The organism is Phenylobacterium haematophilum (assembly GCF_014196295.1).
Lineage (GTDB): Bacteria > Pseudomonadota > Alphaproteobacteria > Caulobacterales > Caulobacteraceae > Phenylobacterium > Phenylobacterium haematophilum.
Genome location: NZ_JACIDK010000002.1, coordinates 264,891 through 283,406, shown reverse-complemented (window position 1 = coordinate 283,406; position 18,516 = coordinate 264,891). Strand labels below are relative to the sequence as shown.

14 protein-coding genes are annotated in these 18,516 nt (G+C 70.7%); 7 read left to right on the top strand and 7 right to left on the bottom strand.

What is annotated here, in order from left to right; genetic code table 11:
• Positions 1 to 55: 55 nt before the first annotated feature.
• Both GGQ61_RS07230 and gltB read left to right on the top strand, forming a co-directional pair.
• Complete coding sequence (locus GGQ61_RS07230) at positions 56 to 1,492, top strand: NAD(P)-dependent oxidoreductase (RefSeq protein WP_183771098.1); 1,437 nt, start codon at positions 56 to 58, stop codon at positions 1,490 to 1,492.
• A gap of 5 nt (positions 1,493 to 1,497) precedes the next feature.
• Positions 1,498 to 6,063, top strand: coding sequence for a glutamate synthase large subunit (gltB, locus tag GGQ61_RS07225; RefSeq protein ID WP_183771096.1), 4,566 nt, complete (start codon positions 1,498 to 1,500; stop codon positions 6,061 to 6,063).
• A 153-nt stretch (positions 6,064 to 6,216) separates the two neighbouring features.
• On the opposite strand, the gene GGQ61_RS07220 is transcribed toward gltB, so the two are convergent.
• Positions 6,217 to 6,648 carry a nuclear transport factor 2 family protein gene (locus GGQ61_RS07220; RefSeq protein WP_183771094.1) on the bottom strand — a complete coding sequence of 144 codons (432 nt, stop codon included), beginning with the start codon at positions 6,646 to 6,648 and terminating at the stop codon, positions 6,217 to 6,219.
• Between the two features lie 14 nt (positions 6,649 to 6,662).
• Positions 6,663 to 7,838, bottom strand: a complete 1,176-nt coding sequence (locus tag GGQ61_RS07215; RefSeq protein WP_183771092.1) for a citrate synthase — start codon at positions 7,836 to 7,838, stop codon at positions 6,663 to 6,665.
• 76 nt (positions 7,839 to 7,914) lie between these two features.
• Between GGQ61_RS07215 and GGQ61_RS07210 the strand changes: the two genes are divergently transcribed.
• On the top strand, positions 7,915 to 9,000 hold the full coding sequence (locus tag GGQ61_RS07210) for a citrate synthase/methylcitrate synthase (protein WP_183771090.1): 1,086 nt from the start codon (positions 7,915 to 7,917) through the stop codon (positions 8,998 to 9,000).
• A 16-nt stretch (positions 9,001 to 9,016) separates the two neighbouring features.
• Here GGQ61_RS07210 and GGQ61_RS07205 read toward each other — a convergent pair whose 3' ends face one another.
• Entirely contained in the window at positions 9,017 to 9,892 is an 876-nt protein-coding gene (locus GGQ61_RS07205) for an enoyl-CoA hydratase-related protein (protein ID WP_183771089.1), read from the bottom strand.
• A 117-nt stretch (positions 9,893 to 10,009) separates the two neighbouring features.
• Between GGQ61_RS07205 and GGQ61_RS07200 the strand changes: the two genes are divergently transcribed.
• From GGQ61_RS07200 to queG, 4 genes are all read left to right on the top strand, one after another.
• Positions 10,010 to 11,587, top strand: coding sequence for an ATP-binding protein (locus tag GGQ61_RS07200; protein WP_183771088.1), 1,578 nt, complete (start codon positions 10,010 to 10,012; stop codon positions 11,585 to 11,587).
• A 62-nt stretch (positions 11,588 to 11,649) separates the two neighbouring features.
• On the top strand, positions 11,650 to 12,612 hold the full coding sequence (locus GGQ61_RS07195) for a cation diffusion facilitator family transporter (RefSeq protein ID WP_183771087.1): 963 nt from the start codon (positions 11,650 to 11,652) through the stop codon (positions 12,610 to 12,612).
• A 17-nt stretch (positions 12,613 to 12,629) separates the two neighbouring features.
• A complete protein-coding gene (gene fzlA, locus GGQ61_RS07190) occupies positions 12,630 to 13,316 on the top strand; it encodes an FtsZ-binding protein FzlA (RefSeq protein WP_183771086.1) in 687 nt (228 codons plus the stop codon).
• On the top strand, positions 13,297 to 14,418 hold the full coding sequence (queG, locus tag GGQ61_RS07185; protein WP_183771085.1) for a tRNA epoxyqueuosine(34) reductase QueG: 1,122 nt from the start codon (positions 13,297 to 13,299) through the stop codon (positions 14,416 to 14,418). Before fzlA ends, queG begins: the two co-directional genes overlap by 20 nt.
• 91 nt (positions 14,419 to 14,509) lie before the next feature.
• Here queG and GGQ61_RS07180 read toward each other — a convergent pair whose 3' ends face one another.
• The 4 genes from GGQ61_RS07180 to GGQ61_RS07165 all read right to left on the bottom strand — a co-directional run bounded on the left by GGQ61_RS07180 (position 14,510) and on the right by GGQ61_RS07165 (position 18,393).
• Positions 14,510 to 15,148 (bottom strand): glutathione S-transferase family protein, encoded by a 639-nt coding sequence (locus GGQ61_RS07180; protein WP_183771084.1) that lies wholly within the window; start codon positions 15,146 to 15,148, stop codon positions 14,510 to 14,512.
• The gene (locus GGQ61_RS07175) at positions 15,148 to 15,966 is read right to left on the bottom strand and encodes a crotonase/enoyl-CoA hydratase family protein (RefSeq protein ID WP_183771083.1); all 819 of its coding nucleotides are present in this window, start codon (positions 15,964 to 15,966) and stop codon (positions 15,148 to 15,150) included. The genes GGQ61_RS07180 and GGQ61_RS07175 overlap by 1 nt, the downstream gene beginning before the upstream one ends.
• A 10-nt stretch (positions 15,967 to 15,976) precedes the next feature.
• Positions 15,977 to 16,885: a glutathione S-transferase family protein gene (locus GGQ61_RS07170; RefSeq protein ID WP_183771081.1), complete on the bottom strand. Its 909-nt coding sequence runs from the start codon at positions 16,883 to 16,885 to the stop codon at positions 15,977 to 15,979.
• Positions 16,886 to 16,968: 83 nt separating this feature from the next.
• Complete coding sequence (locus GGQ61_RS07165; protein ID WP_183771079.1) at positions 16,969 to 18,393, bottom strand: MFS transporter; 1,425 nt, start codon at positions 18,391 to 18,393, stop codon at positions 16,969 to 16,971.
• Between the last annotated feature and the right edge of the window lie 123 nt (positions 18,394 to 18,516).

Sequence of the window (18,516 nt, the reverse complement as noted above, 5' to 3'; positions counted from 1 at the left end):
CGAATTCGCCGCTACAGAACCCTGCCTGACATCCGGGTGTGGAGGTTTTGCGGCCATGGCCGAGCGCATGCTGAAGTTCACGACGGTCGAACGCGCGACTCCGGCCAAGCGCGCGGCGCAAACCCGGTCGGGCGACTTCCACGAGATCTACGCCGACTTCATCGACGCCAAGGCGGCCGAGCAGGCTTCGCGCTGCTCGCAGTGCGGCATTCCGTTCTGTCAGACCCACTGCCCGCTGCACAACAACATCCCCGACTGGCTGCGGATGACCGCCGAGGGCAGGCTGCAGGAGGCCTATGCGCTCTCCCAGGCGACCAACTCGATGCCGGAGATCTGCGGCCGCATCTGCCCGCAGGATCGCCTGTGCGAAGGTTCCTGCACGATCGAGCAGTCGGGCCACGGCACCGTCACCATCGGCGCGGTCGAACGCTACCTGACCGACAAGGCCTGGGAGGAAGGCTGGGTCCAGCCCCTGCGCGCCGGTCCCGCCCGCGGCCAGTCGGTCGGGATCATCGGCGCCGGCCCCGCGGGCCTGGCCGCCGCCGAGCGGCTGCGCGAAGCCGGTTATGACGTCACCGTCTACGACCGTCACGACCGCGCCGGCGGCCTGCTGATCTACGGCATCCCCGGCTTCAAGCTGGAAAAGGACGTCGTCGAGCGTCGCACCCAGCGCCTGGCCGACGGCGGGGTCGAGTTCAAGCTCTCCTTCGAGGTCGGCCGCGACGCCAGCCTCGACGAACTGCGCGCCCGCCACGACTCGATCCTGATCGCCGCCGGCGTCTATGCGGCCCGCGAGCTGATCGCTCCGGGCTCCGGCTCGTCCGGGGTCGCCGCGGCGCTCGACTACCTCATCGCCTCCAACCGCGTAGGCCTGGGCGACAGCGTCCCGGCCTACGACAGCGGCGAGCTCAACGCGGCGGGCCGCAACGTCGTCGTGGTCGGCGGCGGCGACACCGCCATGGACTGCGTGCGCACCGCCGTGCGCCAAGGCGCCAAGTCGGTCACCTGCCTCTACCGCCGCGACCGCGCCAACATGCCCGGCTCGGCCCGCGAGGTCGCCCACGCCGAGGAGGAAGGCGTGGTCTTCGAATGGCTGGCCGCGCCGCGCGCCGTGCTCGGCGACGCCGGCCACGCCGACGGCCTGCGCGCCGTCCGCATGCGGCTCGGCCCGCCCGACGCCTCAGGCCGCCAGGCCCCCGAAGAGGTCGAGGGCGGCGACTTCGACCTGCCCGCCGGCCTGGTGATCAAGGCTCTCGGCTTCGATCCCGAGGACCTGCCCAATCTGTTTTCGGCCCCCGATCTGGCGGTCTCGCGCTGGGGTACGGTCAAGGCTGACTTCAAGACCATGCAGACCAGCCTGCCCGGCGTCTTCGCGGCCGGCGACATCGTCCGCGGCGCCTCGCTGGTGGTCTGGGCCATCCGCGACGGCCGCGACGCCGCCGACGCCATCCACCAACACCTCTCGCAGCGCGCGCTGCTGGCCGCGGAGTGATCCCGATGAGCGACCGCCAAGACGAATGGTTTGAAGCCGACACCGCCCGCTACCTCGCCAACCGCGCCGCCCTGACCGCCGCCCATGCCTATTCGCCCGCCGACGAGCGCGACGCCTGCGGCGTCGGCCTGGTCTGCGCGCTGGACGGCAAGCCGCGCCGCGAGGTGGTCGAACTGGCCATCACCGCGCTGAAGAGCGTCTGGCACCGCGGCGCGGTCGACGCCGACGGCAAGACCGGCGACGGCGCCGGCGTGCTGCTCTCGGTGCCGCAGGACTTCTTCGCCGACCAGGTGACCCGCATCGGCCACGTGCTGCGCCCCGGCCCCATCGCCGTCGGCCAGGTCTTCCTGCCGCGCAACGACCTCGGCGCCCAGGAAGCGGCCCGCACCATCGTCGAGGCCGAGGCCCTGCGCTTCGGCTTCTACATCTACGGCTGGCGCCAGGTGCCGGTCGACACCTCGGTGATCGGCGAGAAGGCCAACGCCACCCGCCCCGAGATCGAGCAGATCATGCTCTCGCCGCCGCCGGGCCTGACCGGCGAGGCGCTGGAGCGCGCCCTGTTCCTGTGCCGCAAGCGCATCGAAAAGCGCGTCGCCGCCGCCGGCATCCAGCACTTCTACCTGTGCTCGTTCTCGGCCCGGCAGCTGATCTACAAGGGCATGTTCCTCGCCCAGCACATCGACGAGTTCTATCCCGACCTGCGCGACGAACGCTTCGCCGCGGCGGTGGCGATCTTCCACCAGCGCTATTCGACCAACACCTTCCCCGAATGGCGCCTGGCCCAGCCCTTCCGGATGCTCGCCCACAACGGCGAGATCAACACCAAGAAGGGCAACGTCAACTGGATGAAGTCGCACGAGATCCGGATGGCGGCCGACGCCTTCGGCGAGATCGGCGACGACGTGAAGCCGGTCATCCAGGACCCGCACGGCTCGGACTCGATGGCGCTCGACAACACCTTCGAGGTGCTGGTCCGCGCCGGCCGCGACGCGCCGATGGCCAAGGCCCTCCTAATGCCGGAGGCCTGGAACGCCCGCTCGGACGAGCAGATCAAGCCGGCCCACAAGGCGCTCTACGCCTACTGCAACTCGGTGATGGAGCCCTGGGACGGTCCGGCCGCCATCTGCGCCAGCGACGGCCGCTGGGTCGTGGCCGGCAAGGACCGTAACGGCCTGCGCCCCTTGCGCGTCGTCTACACCGACGACGGCCTGCTGATCATGGGCTCGGAGGCCGGCATGTGCCGGGTGGAAGAGTCGCGCATCGTCCGCAAGACCCACATCTCCGCCGGCCGGATGATCGCCGTCGACCTGGCCGAGGGCCGCCTCTACGGCGAGGACGAGATCATCGACGAGCTCGCCCTCCGCCACCCCTACGACCAGTGGCTCGGCAACATGGTCGATCTGGAGACCACCATCGCCCCCGGCCCGGAGCCCCGCGCCTATTCGCGTGAGGAGCTGGTCCGCCGCCAGGTCGCCGCCGGCCTCAGCCTGGAGGACATCGAGCTGATCCTCGCCCCCATGGTCGAGGACGGCAAGGAAGCGGTCGGGTCGATGGGCGACGACACGCCGCTGGCCGTGCTCAGCGACCACTACCGGCCGCTGTCGCACTTCTTCCGCCAGAACTTCAGCCAGGTGACCAACCCGCCCATCGACTCGCTGCGCGAGACCTCGGTGATGAGCCTGAAGACGCGGTTCAAGAACCTCGGGAACATCCTGGCCCAGGACGAGGCCCAGACCGACGTCTTCGTGCTGGAAAGCCCGGTCCTGACCACCGGCATGTATCAGCGCATCGTCGAGTTCATCGGCGAGAAGAGCGTCGCAGTCATCGACTGCACCATGCCGCTGCCGGCCCCGGAAAGCCGCGACGGCGACGCCCTGCGCGCCAACCTCGACCGCATCCGCGCCGAGGCCGAGGACGCCGCCCTGCGCGGCTGCGCCACCATCGTCCTGACCGACGAGGCCACCGGCCCCGAGCGCGTCGCCCTGCCGATGATCCTGGCTACCGGCGGGGTGCACTCCTCGCTGGTCGCCAAGGGCCTGCGCTCCTACGTCTCGCTGATCGTCCGCTCGGCCGAGTGCCTCGACACCCACTACTTCGCGGTGCTGGTCGGGGTCGGGGCGACCGCGGTCAACGCCTACCTCGCCCAGGAAAGCTTCCAGGACCGGCTCGACCGCGGCCTGACCGGCGATCTGTCGCTGCGCGACCTCTGCCTCAACTACAAGCACGCCATCGAGGGCGGCCTCCTGAAGATCATCGCCAAGATGGGCATCGCGGTGATCTCGTCCTATCGCGGCGGCTACAACTTCGAGGCGCTGGGGCTCTCCCGCGCCCTGGTCGCCGAGTTCTTCCCCGGCATGCCCTCGCGCATCTCCGGCATCGGCCTGGCCGGCATCGAGGCCAAGGCCCTTGAGCTGCACCGCAAGGCCTGGGACGCTTCGGCCATCACCCTGCCGGTCGGCGGGTTCTATAAGGCCCGCCGCGCCGGCGAGGCCCACGCCTTCGAGGCGCGGATGATCCACGCCCTGCAGCGGGCCTGCGACACCGGCAGCTACGCCGCCTACAAGACCTTCTCCGAAGGTATGCGGCGGATGCCGACCATCCAGCTGCGCGACCTGCTCGACCTGCGTTCGCCCGAGCGTGCGATCAGCCTCGACGAGGTCGAGAGCGTCAACGAGATCCGCAAGCGCTTCCTGACCCCCGGCATGAGCATGGGCGCGCTCAGCCCCGAGGCGCACGGCGTGCTCAACATCGCCATGAACCGGATCGGCGCGAAGAGCGTCTCCGGCGAAGGCGGCGAGGACCCCGCCCGCTACAAGCCGCTGCCCAACGGCGACAACCCGAACTCGGCGGTCAAGCAGATCGCCTCGGGCCGCTTCGGCGTCACCGCGCAGTACCTCAACGAGTGCCGCGAGATCGAGATCAAGGTCAGCCAGGGCGCCAAGCCCGGCGAGGGCGGCCAGCTGCCCGGCTTCAAGGTCACCGAACTGATCGCCAAGCTGCGCCACTCGACGCCGGGCGTGATGCTGATCAGCCCGCCGCCGCACCACGACATCTATTCGATCGAGGACCTGGCCCAGCTCATCTACGACCTCAAGCAGATCAACCCGGAAGCCCGGGTCTGCGTGAAGCTGGTGGCGATGACCGGCATCGGCGCGATCGCGGCCGGGGTGGCCAAGGCCAAGGCCGACGTCATCCTGATCTCCGGCAATGTCGGCGGCACCGGCGCCTCGCCGCAGACCTCGATCAAGTACGCCGGCGGTCCGTGGGAAATGGGCCTGTCGGAGGCCAATCAGGTCCTCACCCTGAACAACCTGCGCCACTCGGTGCGCCTGCGGGCCGACGGCGGCATCCGCACCGGCCGCGACGTGGTGATCGCCGCCATGCTCGGCGCCGAGGAGTTCGGCATCGGCACCGCCAGCCTGATCGCCATGGGCTGCATCATGGTCCGTCAGTGCCATTCCAACACCTGCCCGGTGGGGGTCTGCACCCAGGACCAGGCGCTGCGCGACAAGTTCTCCGGCAGTCCGGAAAAGGTCATCAACCTCTTCACCTTCATCGCCGAGGAGGTGCGCGAGATCCTGGCCGGCCTCGGCTTCCGCAGCCTCAACGAGATCGTCGGCCGCACCGACCTGCTGCAACAGGTCAGCCGCGGCGGCGAGCACCTTGACGACCTCGACCTCAACCCGCTGCTGGTCCGCGCCGACCCCGGCCCGCACGCGCCGTTCTGCACGGTCGAGGGCCGCAACGAGGTGCCCGACACCCTCGACGCCCAGATCGTCCGCGACGCCGCCCCGCTGCTCGAGCGCGGCGAGAAGATGCAGCTGACCTACACCGTGCGGAACACCGCCCGGGCGATCGGTTCGCGCACCTCCTCGCACATCGTCCGCAAGTTCGGCATGGAGGGCCTGCCGCCCGGCCACCTGACCGTCCAGCTCAAGGGCTCGGCCGGCCAGAGCCTCGGCGCCTTCGCCGTCCAGGGCCTGCGCATCGAACTGACCGGCGAGGCCAACGACTATGTCGGCAAGGGCCTGTCCGGCGCGACCCTGGTCGTGCGGCCCGCCCCGCAGCTGGCGTCTCCGCAGACCAACGCCATCATCGGCAACACCGTGCTCTACGGCGCCACCAGCGGTCGGCTGTTCGCCGCCGGCCTGGCCGGCGAGCGCTTCGGGGTGCGCAACTCCGGCGCCGTCACCGTGGTCGAGGGCTGCGGGACCAACGGCCTGGAATACATGACCGGCGGCGTCGCCGTGGTGCTGGGGCCGGTCGGCTTCAACTTCGCGGCCGGCATGACCGGCGGCATGGCCTACGTGCTCGATCTCGACGACCGCTTCCTGACCATGCTCAACCGCGACAGCGTCGTGGTCGAACGGATCGGCGCGCGCCACTGGGAAGCCGAGCTCAAGGCTCTCGTCGAGGAGCACGCGCGCGAGACCGGTTCGGTCCTGGCCGCTGCCATCCTGCGCGACTGGGACCGCCATCTGCCCAAGTTCTGGCAGGTGGTCCCCAAGGAAATGGTCCACCGCCTCGACAAGCCCCTGGCCGAGGAGGAAGCGGTGCACCACCGCGCCTGAGGGGGGCCGGCGCAGGCGGAACGTACGCCGCCGACAACGCCTCCACGTCGCGGGCACGTCCTCAATCGGCGTCTGGCGCCCGCACGCTGCCCAGCCGCGGGTTGTCGAGATCGACGATCAGGCTGGGTCAGGGCCCTGAAACCGAAGGTGGAGCTACCCCACCCCGTGCTGTTTCAGCAGGGCCTCTTCGTCGCCCGAGATCCAGCCGAATACCTTCGGCTCTCCGCCCCGCGTCTGGACCAGGTAGTGGACCACGAAGTCGATGGAGACATCGTCCCGCCCGTCCCGGGCATAGGTCGCTTTCCAGGCCACATGCGCCACACAGTGCAGCTCGTCGATCGGTGAGACGCGCACCGCCCGGATCTTCATCGCCTTGGTCCCGATCGCCCGATAGCGCTCATGGCCCTGGGCCATCGCCGCCAGGAACGCGTCGTCGTTCTTGCCGCTCGTCACGCCCGCCGGAGTGGCGGCGATGAACTCGGCCGCATAGAGCGACGCGGCCTCGGACTCGTCGAGGTCCCCGCCCAGGGCGCGCATGAAGAAGCGCTCGTACCGATCGAACAATCGCCTGACGGCGGCTTCCATCGCGTCCTCCAGCTTCAGCCCGCGTCCACCCCGACATAGCGGGCGCGTGGGCGAATAACGCCGCCGCCCTGGCCTTGTTCGATCGCGTGGGCGATCCACCCGGCGCAGCGGGCGACGGCGAACAGCGCGAACGGCGCGTCGGCCGGCAGCTTCAGGGCCCGCGCCATCGCCACCAGCGCAAAATCGACATTGGGGGCGAGGCCGGTCAGGGCGCTGACCGTCGCCTGCAGCCGAAGCATCTCCGGGTCGGGCTCGAAGCGCTCCAGCAGCGCCGCGGCCCGAGGATCGCCGTCCGGATAGAGGTTGTGGCCGAAGCCTGGGATGTGCCGGTCCTCGACCAGCCGCGCGTTCACCGCGCCGCGCGGCCCGATCTCGCCGGCCTCGCGCGCCAGGCTCTGCACCGCCGCCGCCGCCCCGCCGTGCCGCGGCCCCGACAGCGCCGCCATCCCGGCCAGGGCGCAGGCCGCCAGCGAGGCGCCGGTCGAGGCGGCCACCCGCGCCGCGAAGGTCGAGGCGTTGAGCTCGTGGTCGGCCAGCAGCACCAGCGCGCGGCGGATCAGGTCGGCACCCGGCCCGCCCGGCCCCTGCCCCCAGGCCAGCGCCAGCCGCCCGGCGATCGCCCCGCCGCCCTGCTGTCCGGCCACGGCGTCGGTCAGCACGTCCAGCAGCGTCGCGGCCTCGACCGCCAGGGCCAGCGGATTGCGCCCGCGGGCCGGCGGGTCCTCGCCGGCCCGCGCCGCCAGCGCCAGGAACGCCCGCGAGCGCATGTCCGCGCCCTCGGGCGGCGGCGGCCGGTCCGTGCGCTTCAGCGCCGCGCCGTGGCCGCCGCGCAGCAGCCGCGCCACCGACTCCAGGGTCTCGGTGTGCGCCAGCTCGGCGGCGTCACGTCCGCGATAGAACAGCCGCCCGCCCGAAACCGTGGTGATCGCCGAGGTCAGCACCGGCTCGCCCCACGAGATCGCGCCCGCCGCCACCTCGGCGACCTTGCGGCTGCGGCTCTTGCGGTCGGTCAGGGCGGCGATGTCGGCCACCCGGTAGAGGCTGCGGCGCGGATCGTGCGGATCAGGCCGCACCTGCACGCGCCCGCGGCTCACATAGGCGTAGAGCGTCTGCGAACGGACGCCCAGGCGCGCCCGCGCCTCGTCGGCGGCGATCCATTCGGGCGGTCTGGCGGGGGCCGATGCAGGCATATGTTGATTATATTGATCAAGATTGACGATCCCAGCTTGCGGGCAAATATCGCGGCAAGCAAGAGGAGTTCTTTCCATGTCCGATGGCCTTGAAGACGTCGTCGCCGCCAACACCGTGATGTCGGAAGTCGACGGCCAGCGCGGCGTGCTGATCATCCGCGGCCATTCGCTCGACGAGCTGGCCGGCGCCACCCGGTTCGAGGATCTGGTCCGCACCCTGTTCGACGGCTTCTTCGAAGCGCTGCCGGCCGATCTCGCCCCGGCCCTGGGCGCGGCCCGCGCCGAGGTGTTCTCCGAGGTCGCCGCCCTCGACCCGGGCCTGCTCGACCTGACCCAGGTCGAGGCGATGCGCGCCCTCACCGCCCGCCTGCCGGACGGTGACGACCTTGCCACGGCCCTGCGCCTGATCGCAGCGCCGGCGGTGTTCACCGCCGCCGTGGTCCGCGCCCATCAGGGCCAGGCCCCGGTCGCGCCCGACCCGGCGCTCAGCCACGCCGCCGACGCCCTTCGGATGATCTCCGGCCGGGTCCCGGCCAAGGCCCAGTCCGACGCCCTCGACACCTATCTGGTCACGGTCAGCGACCATGGCCTCAACGCCTCGACCTTCGCCGCCCGGGTGATCGCCTCGACCCGCGCCGGCCTGACCTCGGCCGTGCTCGGCGGGATCAGCGCCCTGAAAGGCCCGCTGCACGGCGGCGCGCCCGGCCCGGTGATCGAGATGCTCGACGAGATCGGCGAGCCCGCCAACGCCCGCGCCTGGATCGAACAGGCCCTGGCCCGCGGCGACCGGCTGATGGGCTTCGGCCACCGCGTCTACCGGGTCCGCGACCCGCGCGCCGACGCACTGAAGGCCGCCGTGCGCCGGCTGGACGACGGCTCCAACGCCCGGCCCGGCCGCATCGCCTTCGCCGAGGCCGTCGAGGCCGCCGCCCTGGCGATCCTCAAGGAGCACAAGCCCAACCGGCCGCTGGACACCAATGTCGAGTTCTACACCGCCCTGCTGCTTGAGGCCCTCGACTTCCCGCCCAGCGCCTTCACCTGCGTCTTCGCCATGGGCCGCGTCGCCGGCTGGATCGCCCACGCCCGCGAGCAGGTGGCGGGCGGCCGCCTGATCCGGCCGCAGTCGGTCTATGTCGGGCCGGCCCCGCTCAAGGCGGCTTAGGGCGGCTCAAGGCGGCTTACGGGGCCGCCTGCTCGCCCCACCACGGATAGCCTCGCGGCATGTCGGACGAGACCTTGCCCGGAAAGTTCGGCGCCCGCTTCTCAAGGAACGCCGCCACGCCTTCCTTGACGTCGCCGCCGGCGCCGAGGGTCATCGCCATCCGCCCGTCGACCTTCAGAACCTCGGCCGGCGAAGGCGCCTGCGACAGCCGCCACAGCATCTGCCGGGTCAGGGCCACCGACACCGGCGCGGTGTTGTCGGCGATCGAGCGGGCGATCGCCCTGGCCCGCGGCAGCAGTTCCTCTGCGGCCACGACCTCGCTGACCAGCCCGCCGGCCAGCGCCTCGCTGGCCGGGAACAGCCCCCCGTCCAGACACCAGCGCAGCGCCTGCGGCAGCCCGACCAGCCGCGGCAGGAACCAGGCGCTGCCGGCTTCGGGGACCAGCCCGCGCCGCGCGAACACGAAGCCGAACCGCGCTCCCTCCGCGGCGATGCGAATGTCCATCGGCAAGGTCAGGGTCAGCCCCACCCCCACCGCTGCGCCGTTGAAGGCGGCGATCGACGGCTTGCGGCACTCGTAGATCGCCTCGACGAAGCCGCCGCCGCTCCCCTGTCGCGGCCCCTTGCTGACGTCGCCGAAAGAGGCCGATCCCGCCGCCGAGGTGGTGTCGAAGGCGTCGGCGCCCGCCGAGATGTCGGCCCCGGCGCAGAACGCCCGCCCGGCCCCGGTGACCAGCACCACGCGGACATCGTCGTCGACGTCGGCGGTTCGGAACGCGTCGGCGAGCTCCTCGCCCATGATCGCGGTGTAGGCGTTGAGCTTGTCGGGTCGATCGAGGACGACTTCGAGAACGCCGTCCTGCAGGCTGCTGGTGATGTGCTGATAGGCCATGGCTTCCTCCCACAACGGCAGGCTAGGCGGTTGACGCCACGGCGGGGAACGGCAATCGAGGCTTAACCAATCGGCCTAATCCTCTGGGCCTTAGTTCTGATTTCGAGGACCTACGCCATGTTTCAGGAGCCCTTCGTCGTCCCGGCTCCTGGCGCGCACCCGTTCGGCGACGTCGCCGACGTCGGCGCGTTCTTCGATGTCTCCCTCGATCTCCTGGTGATCCGCGACCTTGAGGGCCGCGTGGTCAAGGCCAGCGCCTCCTGGCGCACCCTGTTGGGCCACGATCCCGACGCGATGGTGGGCCAGCGACTGCTGGACTTGGTCCATCCCGACGACATGCCCGGCACGCTGGACAGCGTAAACGAGGTCGAGAACCGAAAGCCCGACGACCCGGTGCTCGGCTTCACCAACCGCTACCGGCACAAGGACGGCCGTTACCTGACCCTCGAATGGCGCGCCCAGCGCCGCGGCGACCACATCTACGGCGTGGCCCGCGACGTCACCGCCCGCGTCGCCGCCGAACGCGCCCTGGTCGAGGCCAAGGCCGCCGCCGAGGCCGCCAGCCGCGCCAAGTCCGACTTCCTGGCCAATATGAGCCACGAGATCCGCACTCCACTGAACGGCGTCATCGGCATTGTCGACGCGCTCGCGCGCACGCCCCTCGCCGTCGACCAGTCCGAGATGGTGAACCTGATCCGCAACTCCGGGACCATCCTGGAGCGGCTGGTCTCCGACATCCTCGACGTCTCCAAGATCGAGGCCGGCGAGTTGGAGCTGGACGTCCAGCCCTTCGACCTCGACGAGGCGCTTGCCCCCTGCATCGAGGTCATGCGCTACCGGGCGCACGACAAGGGTCTGACCTTCCGGGTCGAGGCCGACGCCGAGGCCCGCGGCCGGTTTGTCGGAGACGGCGCCCGGCTCGGCCAGATCGTCGCCAACCTGCTCTCAAACGCCGTGAAGTTCACCCACGAGGGCGCCGTCACCCTGCGCCTGGGCATGACCGACGCCAGCCTGGTCCTGGTCGTCGAGGACACCGGCGTCGGCTTCGGACCCGACCACGCCGCGCGCCTGTTCGCCCGCTTCAGCCAGGCTGACGCCACCATCAGCCGGCGCTTCGGCGGCACAGGCCTCGGCCTCTCGATCTGCCGATCATTGGCCGAAATGATGGGCGGCGAGATCTCGGCCTCCTCGCAGCCTGGCGTCGGCAGCCGCTTCGTCGTGTCCCTGCCGCTGCCGCGCGCCGAGCCGCTCGCCGCCTATGACGCCCGCGAGGACGCCGCCCCGGCTGCGGCCGCTCCGCGGGCCGGCCCCCTGCGCGTGCTGCTGGCCGAAGACCACCCGACCAACCAGCGCGTCGTCGAGCTCATCCTCGCCAGCCAGGGCGCTGAGCTGGTCATTGTCGAGGACGGGGCCCAGGCTCTGGAGGCCTTCGCCGCCGCCGACTTCGACGTGGTGCTGATGGACATGCAGATGCCGCGCATGGACGGCCTGGCCGCCACTCGCGCCATTCGCACCCTGGAGGCCGAACGCCGCGCCACGCCGGCGCCGATCGTCATGCTCAGCGCCAACGCCATGGCCGAGCATCAGCAGGAGGCGCGCGCCGCCGGCGCCGATCTGCACGTCGCCAAGCCGATCACCGCCGCCAGCCTGCTGGCCGGCATCGAAGCCGCCCTGGCCGGCGCCGCCGCAGCTTGACGGCGACTCGGCGCGAGTCGTTCGCGCTAGGGGCGCTGCGGCGCGCGCGATAGTCTCGCGCCATGGCTACCGCTGTCCGACCCCGTCTTTCGGCCGCCGAAACGGCCCTCCTCACCCGCCGCATCACCCTGGCCTCCACAGTCATGGCGCTGCTGCTGGTGACGACCAAGGCGCTGGCCTGGCGCGCCAGCGACTCCATTGCTCTCCTGGCCTCGGCCGCCGACTCCGGCCTCGATCTCCTGGCCTCGCTGGTGACCTTTTTCGCGGTGCGCTACGCGGCCAGCCCGCCCGACGCCGAGCACCGCTTCGGCCACGGCAAGGCCGAGGCCTTCGCCAGCCTGATGCAAGGCGGCCTGGTCTTCGCCTCCGCCGCCCTGGTCGGCCGCGAGGCGATCATGGGCCTTATCGACCCGCAGCCGGTCCGCCAGGAAGGTCTCGCCCTGGCGGTGATGGCGATCTCCACCGTCCTGACCTTCGGTCTGATCAGCGCCCAGTCCTGGGTGCTGAAGCGCACCTCGTCGGTCGCGGTGGCCGGCGACCGGGCCCACTACGCGACGGACCTCGCCTCGAACCTCGCCGCCCTGGTCGGCATCGCCGCGGCGGCCTGGCTGGGGCTCCACGGGCTCGACGCCCTGGCCGCCCTAGTGGTGACCGGCCTGTTGCTCTGGGGCGCGATCAGCGTGTTCCGCGAGGCGGCCAACCAGCTGATGGATCGCGAGCTGCCGATCGAGGAGCGCGAGCGAATCATCGCCCTGGTCACCCAGGACGTCCGCCTCACCGATGTGCACCAGCTGCGGACCCGCGCTTCGGGTCCGTACGTTCACATGCAGATGCACGTCGATCTCGATCCCGCCCTGTCGCTGCAGCAGGCCCATGCCGCCGTGGTGGCGGCCGAAAAACGCATCCTCGCCGAGTTCCCCAGCGCCGACATCATCATCCACCCCGACCCGCGCGGCGCGGCCGAGCCGCATGGCGGCGCCTTCGCCGAGAGCGCCCTCGGTAAACGCGGCCTTAACGAGGCTTAGCGATACTCGGTCGCCTGATGAGTCTCGACCTCACCCTCCTGCACTTCCCCTTGGACCCCGCCTCCCGCCAGGTGCGCCTGGCGCTGGGCGAAAAGCGGCTGCCTTTCACCGAGGAAGCCGTCCGCTACTGGGAACGGCCGGCCGCCCTGGTGAAGTTGAACCCATCCGGTCTGACGCCGGTGCTGGTCGTCGCGGGCGGGCGCGAACCGCTGGTGCTGTGCGAAAGCCGCGCCATCCTCGACCACCTGGAGGAGACCCATCCCGAGCCGCCGCTGCTCGGCCGCGACCCTGCCGAACGGGCCGAGGCCCGCCGTCTGCTGCAATGGTTCGACCGCAAGTTCGACTACGAGGTCGGCGGCTTCCTGCTGCACGAGAAGATGGAAAAGCGCCTGCTCGGCCTCGGCGCCCCCGATCTCGGCGCGATGCGGGCCGGCCGCGAGGCGCTGCGCGCCCACCTCGTCTACGTCGAAACCCTGCTGAGCGGCCGCGACTGGCTGGCGGGCCGCCGCCTGTCGATGGCCGACTTCGCCGCCGCCGCCCACCTGTCGGTGATCGACTATTTCGGCGATGTGCCGTGGCGCGACTTCCCCGCGGTCAAGACGTGGTACATGAAGCTGAAATCGAGGCCGTGCTTCCGGCCGCTGCTGGCCGACCGCTGGCCCGGCCTCGCGCCGGCGCAGCATTATGACGACCTCGACTTCTGATCCCCGCACCGCCGACCTGATCCGCCAGCGCGCCGTCGAGCTCGGCTTCGACGTCTGCCGCATCGCCGACGCCCGCGCCGAGTGGGCCGCCTCCGCCCGCCTGCGCGAGTTCGTCGAACACGGCCGCCACGGCCAGATGGGCTGGATCGAGGATACCGAAGATCGTCGCCGCCATCCCACCGCCATGTGGGACCACGCCCGCTCGGCGATCATGGTCGGCGTCAACTACGGCCCCGACCACGATCCGCTGGAGACCCTGGGCCGCAAGGACCGCGGCGCGATCTCGGTCTACGCCCAGGGCGACGACTATCACGAGCTGATCAAGGGCCGGCTCAAGCAGCTGGCGGGCTGGCTGGTCTCCCGCTTCGGCGGCGAGCTGAAGGTCTTCGTCGACACCGCGCCCCTGATGGAAAAGCCGCTGGCCGAGCGCGCCGGCCTCGGCTGGCAAGGCAAGCACACCAATCTGGTCAGCCGCGAGTTCGGCTCCTGGCTGTTCCTCGGCTCGATCCTCACCGAGCTCGAGCTGCCGGCCGACGGCCCCAGCGGCGGCTCCTGCGGCCAGTGCCGCGCCTGTCTCGACATCTGCCCGACGAACGCCTTTCCCGCGCCCTATCAGCTCGACGCCCGGCGCTGCATCTCCTACCTGACCATCGAGCTCAAGGGCCCGATCCCGGCCGAGTTCAGGCCGATGCTCGGCAACCGCATCTATGGCTGCGACGACTGCCTGGCGGTCTGCCCGTGGAACAAGTTCGCCGCCCAGTCCCGCGAGCAGCGGCTGCACGCCCGCGACGCCCTGCGCGAGCCTTCGCTCGCCGACCTCGCGGGCCTCGACGACGCCGCCTTCCGCGCCCTGTTCTCCAAAAGCCCGGTCAAGCGCATCGGCCGCGACCGCTTCCTGCGCAACGTGCTCTACGCCATCGGCAATTCGGGCGACGCCTGCCTGGCGCCCCGCGCCCAGGCCCTGCTCGCCGACCCGGCCCCGATCGTCCGCGGCGCCGCCGTCTGGGCGCTCTCGCGTCTGCTGCCTCCCGACGCTTTCGCGAGCCTGCGCGCCGCCGCCGCCGAAACCGACCCCGACGTCCTCGCCGAGTGGGCGGCCTGACCTTGCGCTGTCATCCCGGTTTGCGCAGCAAGACCGGATCCGCCTGATCGATCAGCTGATCGCGATCGGCGCCTTCCTGCGACCTAGCCCGCTAAACCTGCCACTCGGGCGTCCCCTCGGCGGCCTGCGCCGCCTTCGCCCGCCAAAACCCCTCCCGGTCCTGCAGCCGCGCCCAGTAGGCCGCCACCGCCGGGCTGAACCGCTCGCTCAGCCCCAGGGTCGAGGCCAGCAGCAGCGCGTAGCCCACCGAGATGTCCGCCGCCGTGAACCGACCCGCGACCAGATAGTCCCGCGTTTCCAACGCTCTATCGACCGCCCGCAGCCTTGCAGCGAACCACTTGGCGTAGTCCTCGGCGACCTGCGGATTGCGCCGCTCCTTCGGCTCCAGCCGCGTGTAGCGAAGCACCAGGGTCTGCGGGAAGGTCAGCGTCGCCTCGCCCAAATAGAGCCAGTTCAGCCACGCGCCGTAGTCGCTATCGTCATTCGGCACGTTCAGCGGCCCGCCATGCCGAGCGGCCAGGTACTGAAGAATGGCCGAGGACTCAGTCATCTTCGTCTGCCCGTCGACGAAGAACGGGATGGTCCCCAGCGGGTTGATCTCCAGGTATTCCGGAGACCGCACTCGTGGCGGAAACGGCAGCAATTTCAACTCGTAAGGCGCGCCCAGCTCCTCCAGCGCCCAGAGGGCGCGGAACGAGCGGGCGTCCTGGCAGTGGTACAGCGTCGGCATCAGTCGGCGTAGACTGCGGCGCGTTTCTGCATGTTCGACATGACCGCCTCGACCTGGTTCGGCGAGCCGATCAGCGCCGCCTGCTCGACACTCTCGGCCTTGAGGATCGCGTGCTGGTCCGCGTCGGCGACCATGTCCAGCAGCCGCTTGGCGGCGCGGATCGCGGTCGGGCTCTTGCCGGCGATCTCGGCCGCCAGGGCCAGGGCCTCGGCGCGCGGGTCGGCGCAGACGCGGGTCGCCAGGCCCAGGCGCGCCGCCTCCTCCCCGTCGAAGATGCGGCCCGTGTAGGTCAGCTCGCGGGCGACGTCGTCTCGCACCAGACCGCGCATCAGCACCATGCCGGCCATGTCCGGCACCAGGCCCCACTTGATCTCCATCACCGACATCCGCGTGTCGGCGGTGACGAAGCGCAGGTCCGCGCCCAGCGCCAGCTGGAAGCCGCCGCCGAACGCCACGCCGTGCACCGCGGCGATCACCGGCACCACCTGCTCGCTCCAGACCATCACCGCGTGCTGCGCGCGGTTCGAGCCGCCGGCCGTGCGGTTGTCGGTCAGCAGCGACTCGCCGGTCGAGGACTGGCCGCCCTTGCGCTCGCCAGAGGCCATCTTGCCGAAATTGCCCATGTCGAGCCCGGCGCAGAACGCCCGCCCCTCGCCCGACAGCACGATCGCGCGCACGCCCTTCTCGGTCTTCAGCCGCTCGCCGGTTTCGATCAGCGCCGAGAACATGGCGTCGTCCAGGGCGTTCATCTTGTCGGTGCGGACCAGGCGGACATCGGCCACGCCCTCGCTGATCTCGACGGTGATGCGCTCTTCCATGGGATGCTCCTTAGGCCTTGCCGACGACGTAGCCGGCGCGTGGGAAATGAACCTGGGTCCGGCCCAGGTCAGGGGTCTGGCGGGAAAGGACGATCCGGCTGCGCGTCAGAGCCGCCAGCGTCCCGGCGATGGGGTCGCGGCCATAGTCGTCGGCCGCCACGGTGATGAAGTCCCCCGGCCTCAGGCCCAGCGGGTCATGTGAATCGTGCTCGGGGACCAGGCCGGGCTCGGCCTCGCGGGCCGCGGCCAGCGCCTCGGCGCCGCTGATCTCTCGGCGGGTCCCATGGCCGATCGCCGCCACCCGTTTGCGCCAAGCCTGGGTGCGTTCGAGGCCGGCCAGCAGCTCGTCGGCCATGGCCGGCAGGTTCCGGGCGAGGAACCAGATGTTCATGTAGGCGGCGATGTCGGCCAGCCCCGGCGCGTCGCCGGCCAACCAGTCGGTCTCGCTTAGTCCCTCCTCGATCCAGGCCGCCTGCGCCCGCCACTGCGGGACCATCAGCGGCGCGGCCGCCTGCATCGCCGCGACGTTGAACGGCCGCCCGCTCAGCTTTTCGCGGTCGGCGATGAACTCCGGCGTCGTCGCCTCGCCGAGCGCCCCAAAAATGATCGGCACGGTGATCCCGAAGAACGGCCGGTCGGCCCAGAAATTGACGGCCCAGTCGGCCCCGGACGCCGCCCTCGGGCCCGGCGCGCGGGCCTCCAGCTCGGCCAGGATGACCTGGGTGTCGCAATAGACGTCCGCGCCGATCTGCAGCACGGGGATGCGTCGGTAGCCGCCGGTCAGCGGCGTCAGCTCCGGCTTGGGCATGATCACCGGCGCCTGCACCGAGTCCCACGCCAGGCCCTTCAGGCCCATCATCAGCCGCACCTTCTCGGAGAACGGCGAGGTGTCGTAGTGGTGGAGGATCAACCCGCTCATCGGCGCTCCCAGTCCCGGCCTCTTGCCGGGCCGCGGCGCTTACGCTGTCACGGATTTGGCCCGCCGCCCACCATGACCCCGCGTCACGGGCGGTCGTCCGTCACCGCGGGCGCCACGTCGGGCGCGAAGCTCTCGAGGATCGGAGCCTCGGCGAAGAGCGCGTCGCGCCGCTCCAGCTCCTCGCGGATCGCCGCGTGCTTGTCGGCGTTGAGCTTCCAGCCGATCACGCAGGCCCCGCCCAGCATCACGAACACGATCGGCCCGACGATGAAGGCCAGTTCCAGCCCACGGATCGCGCTCTCGGTGTTCACCGCCCCGTCGGCGGCGTTGAAGCCGATCTGCGCCAGCAGCGGGAAGGTCAGCACGATGGCGAAGGCCGAGGCGATCTTGTTGGCCAGGGCGTTCAGCGCATAGATCAGGCTCAGGCGCTCCTGGCCCTGCTCCAACCGCACCTCGTCGGCGACGTCGGCCAGCATGGCGCGGATCATCAGGTCGAAGCCGGCGGCCATGAAGCCCTGCCAGAACATCATCGGAATGCCGAAGGCCATGTCGCCCTTGGGCAGGAACATCACCGTGCACAGGCCCAGCGAATAGGCCGTCGTGGTGACCATCAACGTGCGGTGCTTGGAGAACCGCATGGCCAGCCGCGCGGTCAGCGGCGCGCCCAGGATGCCGGCCACCACATAGACCAGCAGCAGCGCCGAGGCCTGCTCGGTCGAGAACCCGCGCGAGTCGGTGAAGAAGAACATGTAGAGCGCGCTCATCCAGCCGGGGCCGAGCGTGAGCGCCATTTGCGCCAGGAACAGCCGCAGCAGGTCCGGCTTGGTGATCAGCGACAGGTAGTCCTTGAACGCGAAGTGCTCGGGCGCGCTCCTGGCGATGTGCTCGGGCGTGCGCAGGGCGACCAGCAGCACCACCACCGGGATCATCGCGAAGATGAACCAGCCCATGGCCTTGACGCCCTCTGCCTCGGACAGCCCGACGTGCGCCGCGCCGATCGGGATCACCAGTACGGTCATCGCTCCGATCACCCCGGCCGCCGCCAGGATGCCGAAGATCCGCGAGCGCTGGTGGTACTCGGTGGCCAGGGTCGCGGCCCAGGCCGAGTGCCCTAAGCCCAGGATCGAGTTGCCGAGATAGAACACCAGCAGCCAGAAGATCAGGTAGGCGATCCCGATCCCGCTCGGCGCCTCGAACAGCGCATAGACCGCCGCCATCAGGATCGGCCCCCCGATCAGCACCCAGACCCGGTAACGCCCCCATCGGGTGCGGGTGCGGTCCATGACCAGTCCCAGAACCGGATCGACGCCCATGTCCAGCATCCGCACCACGAAGAAGGCGACGCCGATCGAGGTGAGGTTGACCCCCAGGTGGCTGGCGAAGAACGGCGGGATGTAGACAGACACTGCGACCGCCAGCGCGCCGAGCGGAAACGCCAGGGTCGAAAAGGAGAGCGCGGTCGGGGTCGATAGCGGCCGAGGCCCGTTGGCCGGCGCGTGCTTGGTCACGTAGAGGCTCTCCCTTCGCGCCGGTCGCCGCCGGCGTCGGTGGCCCTCCACTGTCCGGCCCGCCCGGGACGCCGGGCAAGAGGGGAGCGCCGAGCCTGACAAAAGCGCGTCGGACGCCGTTCG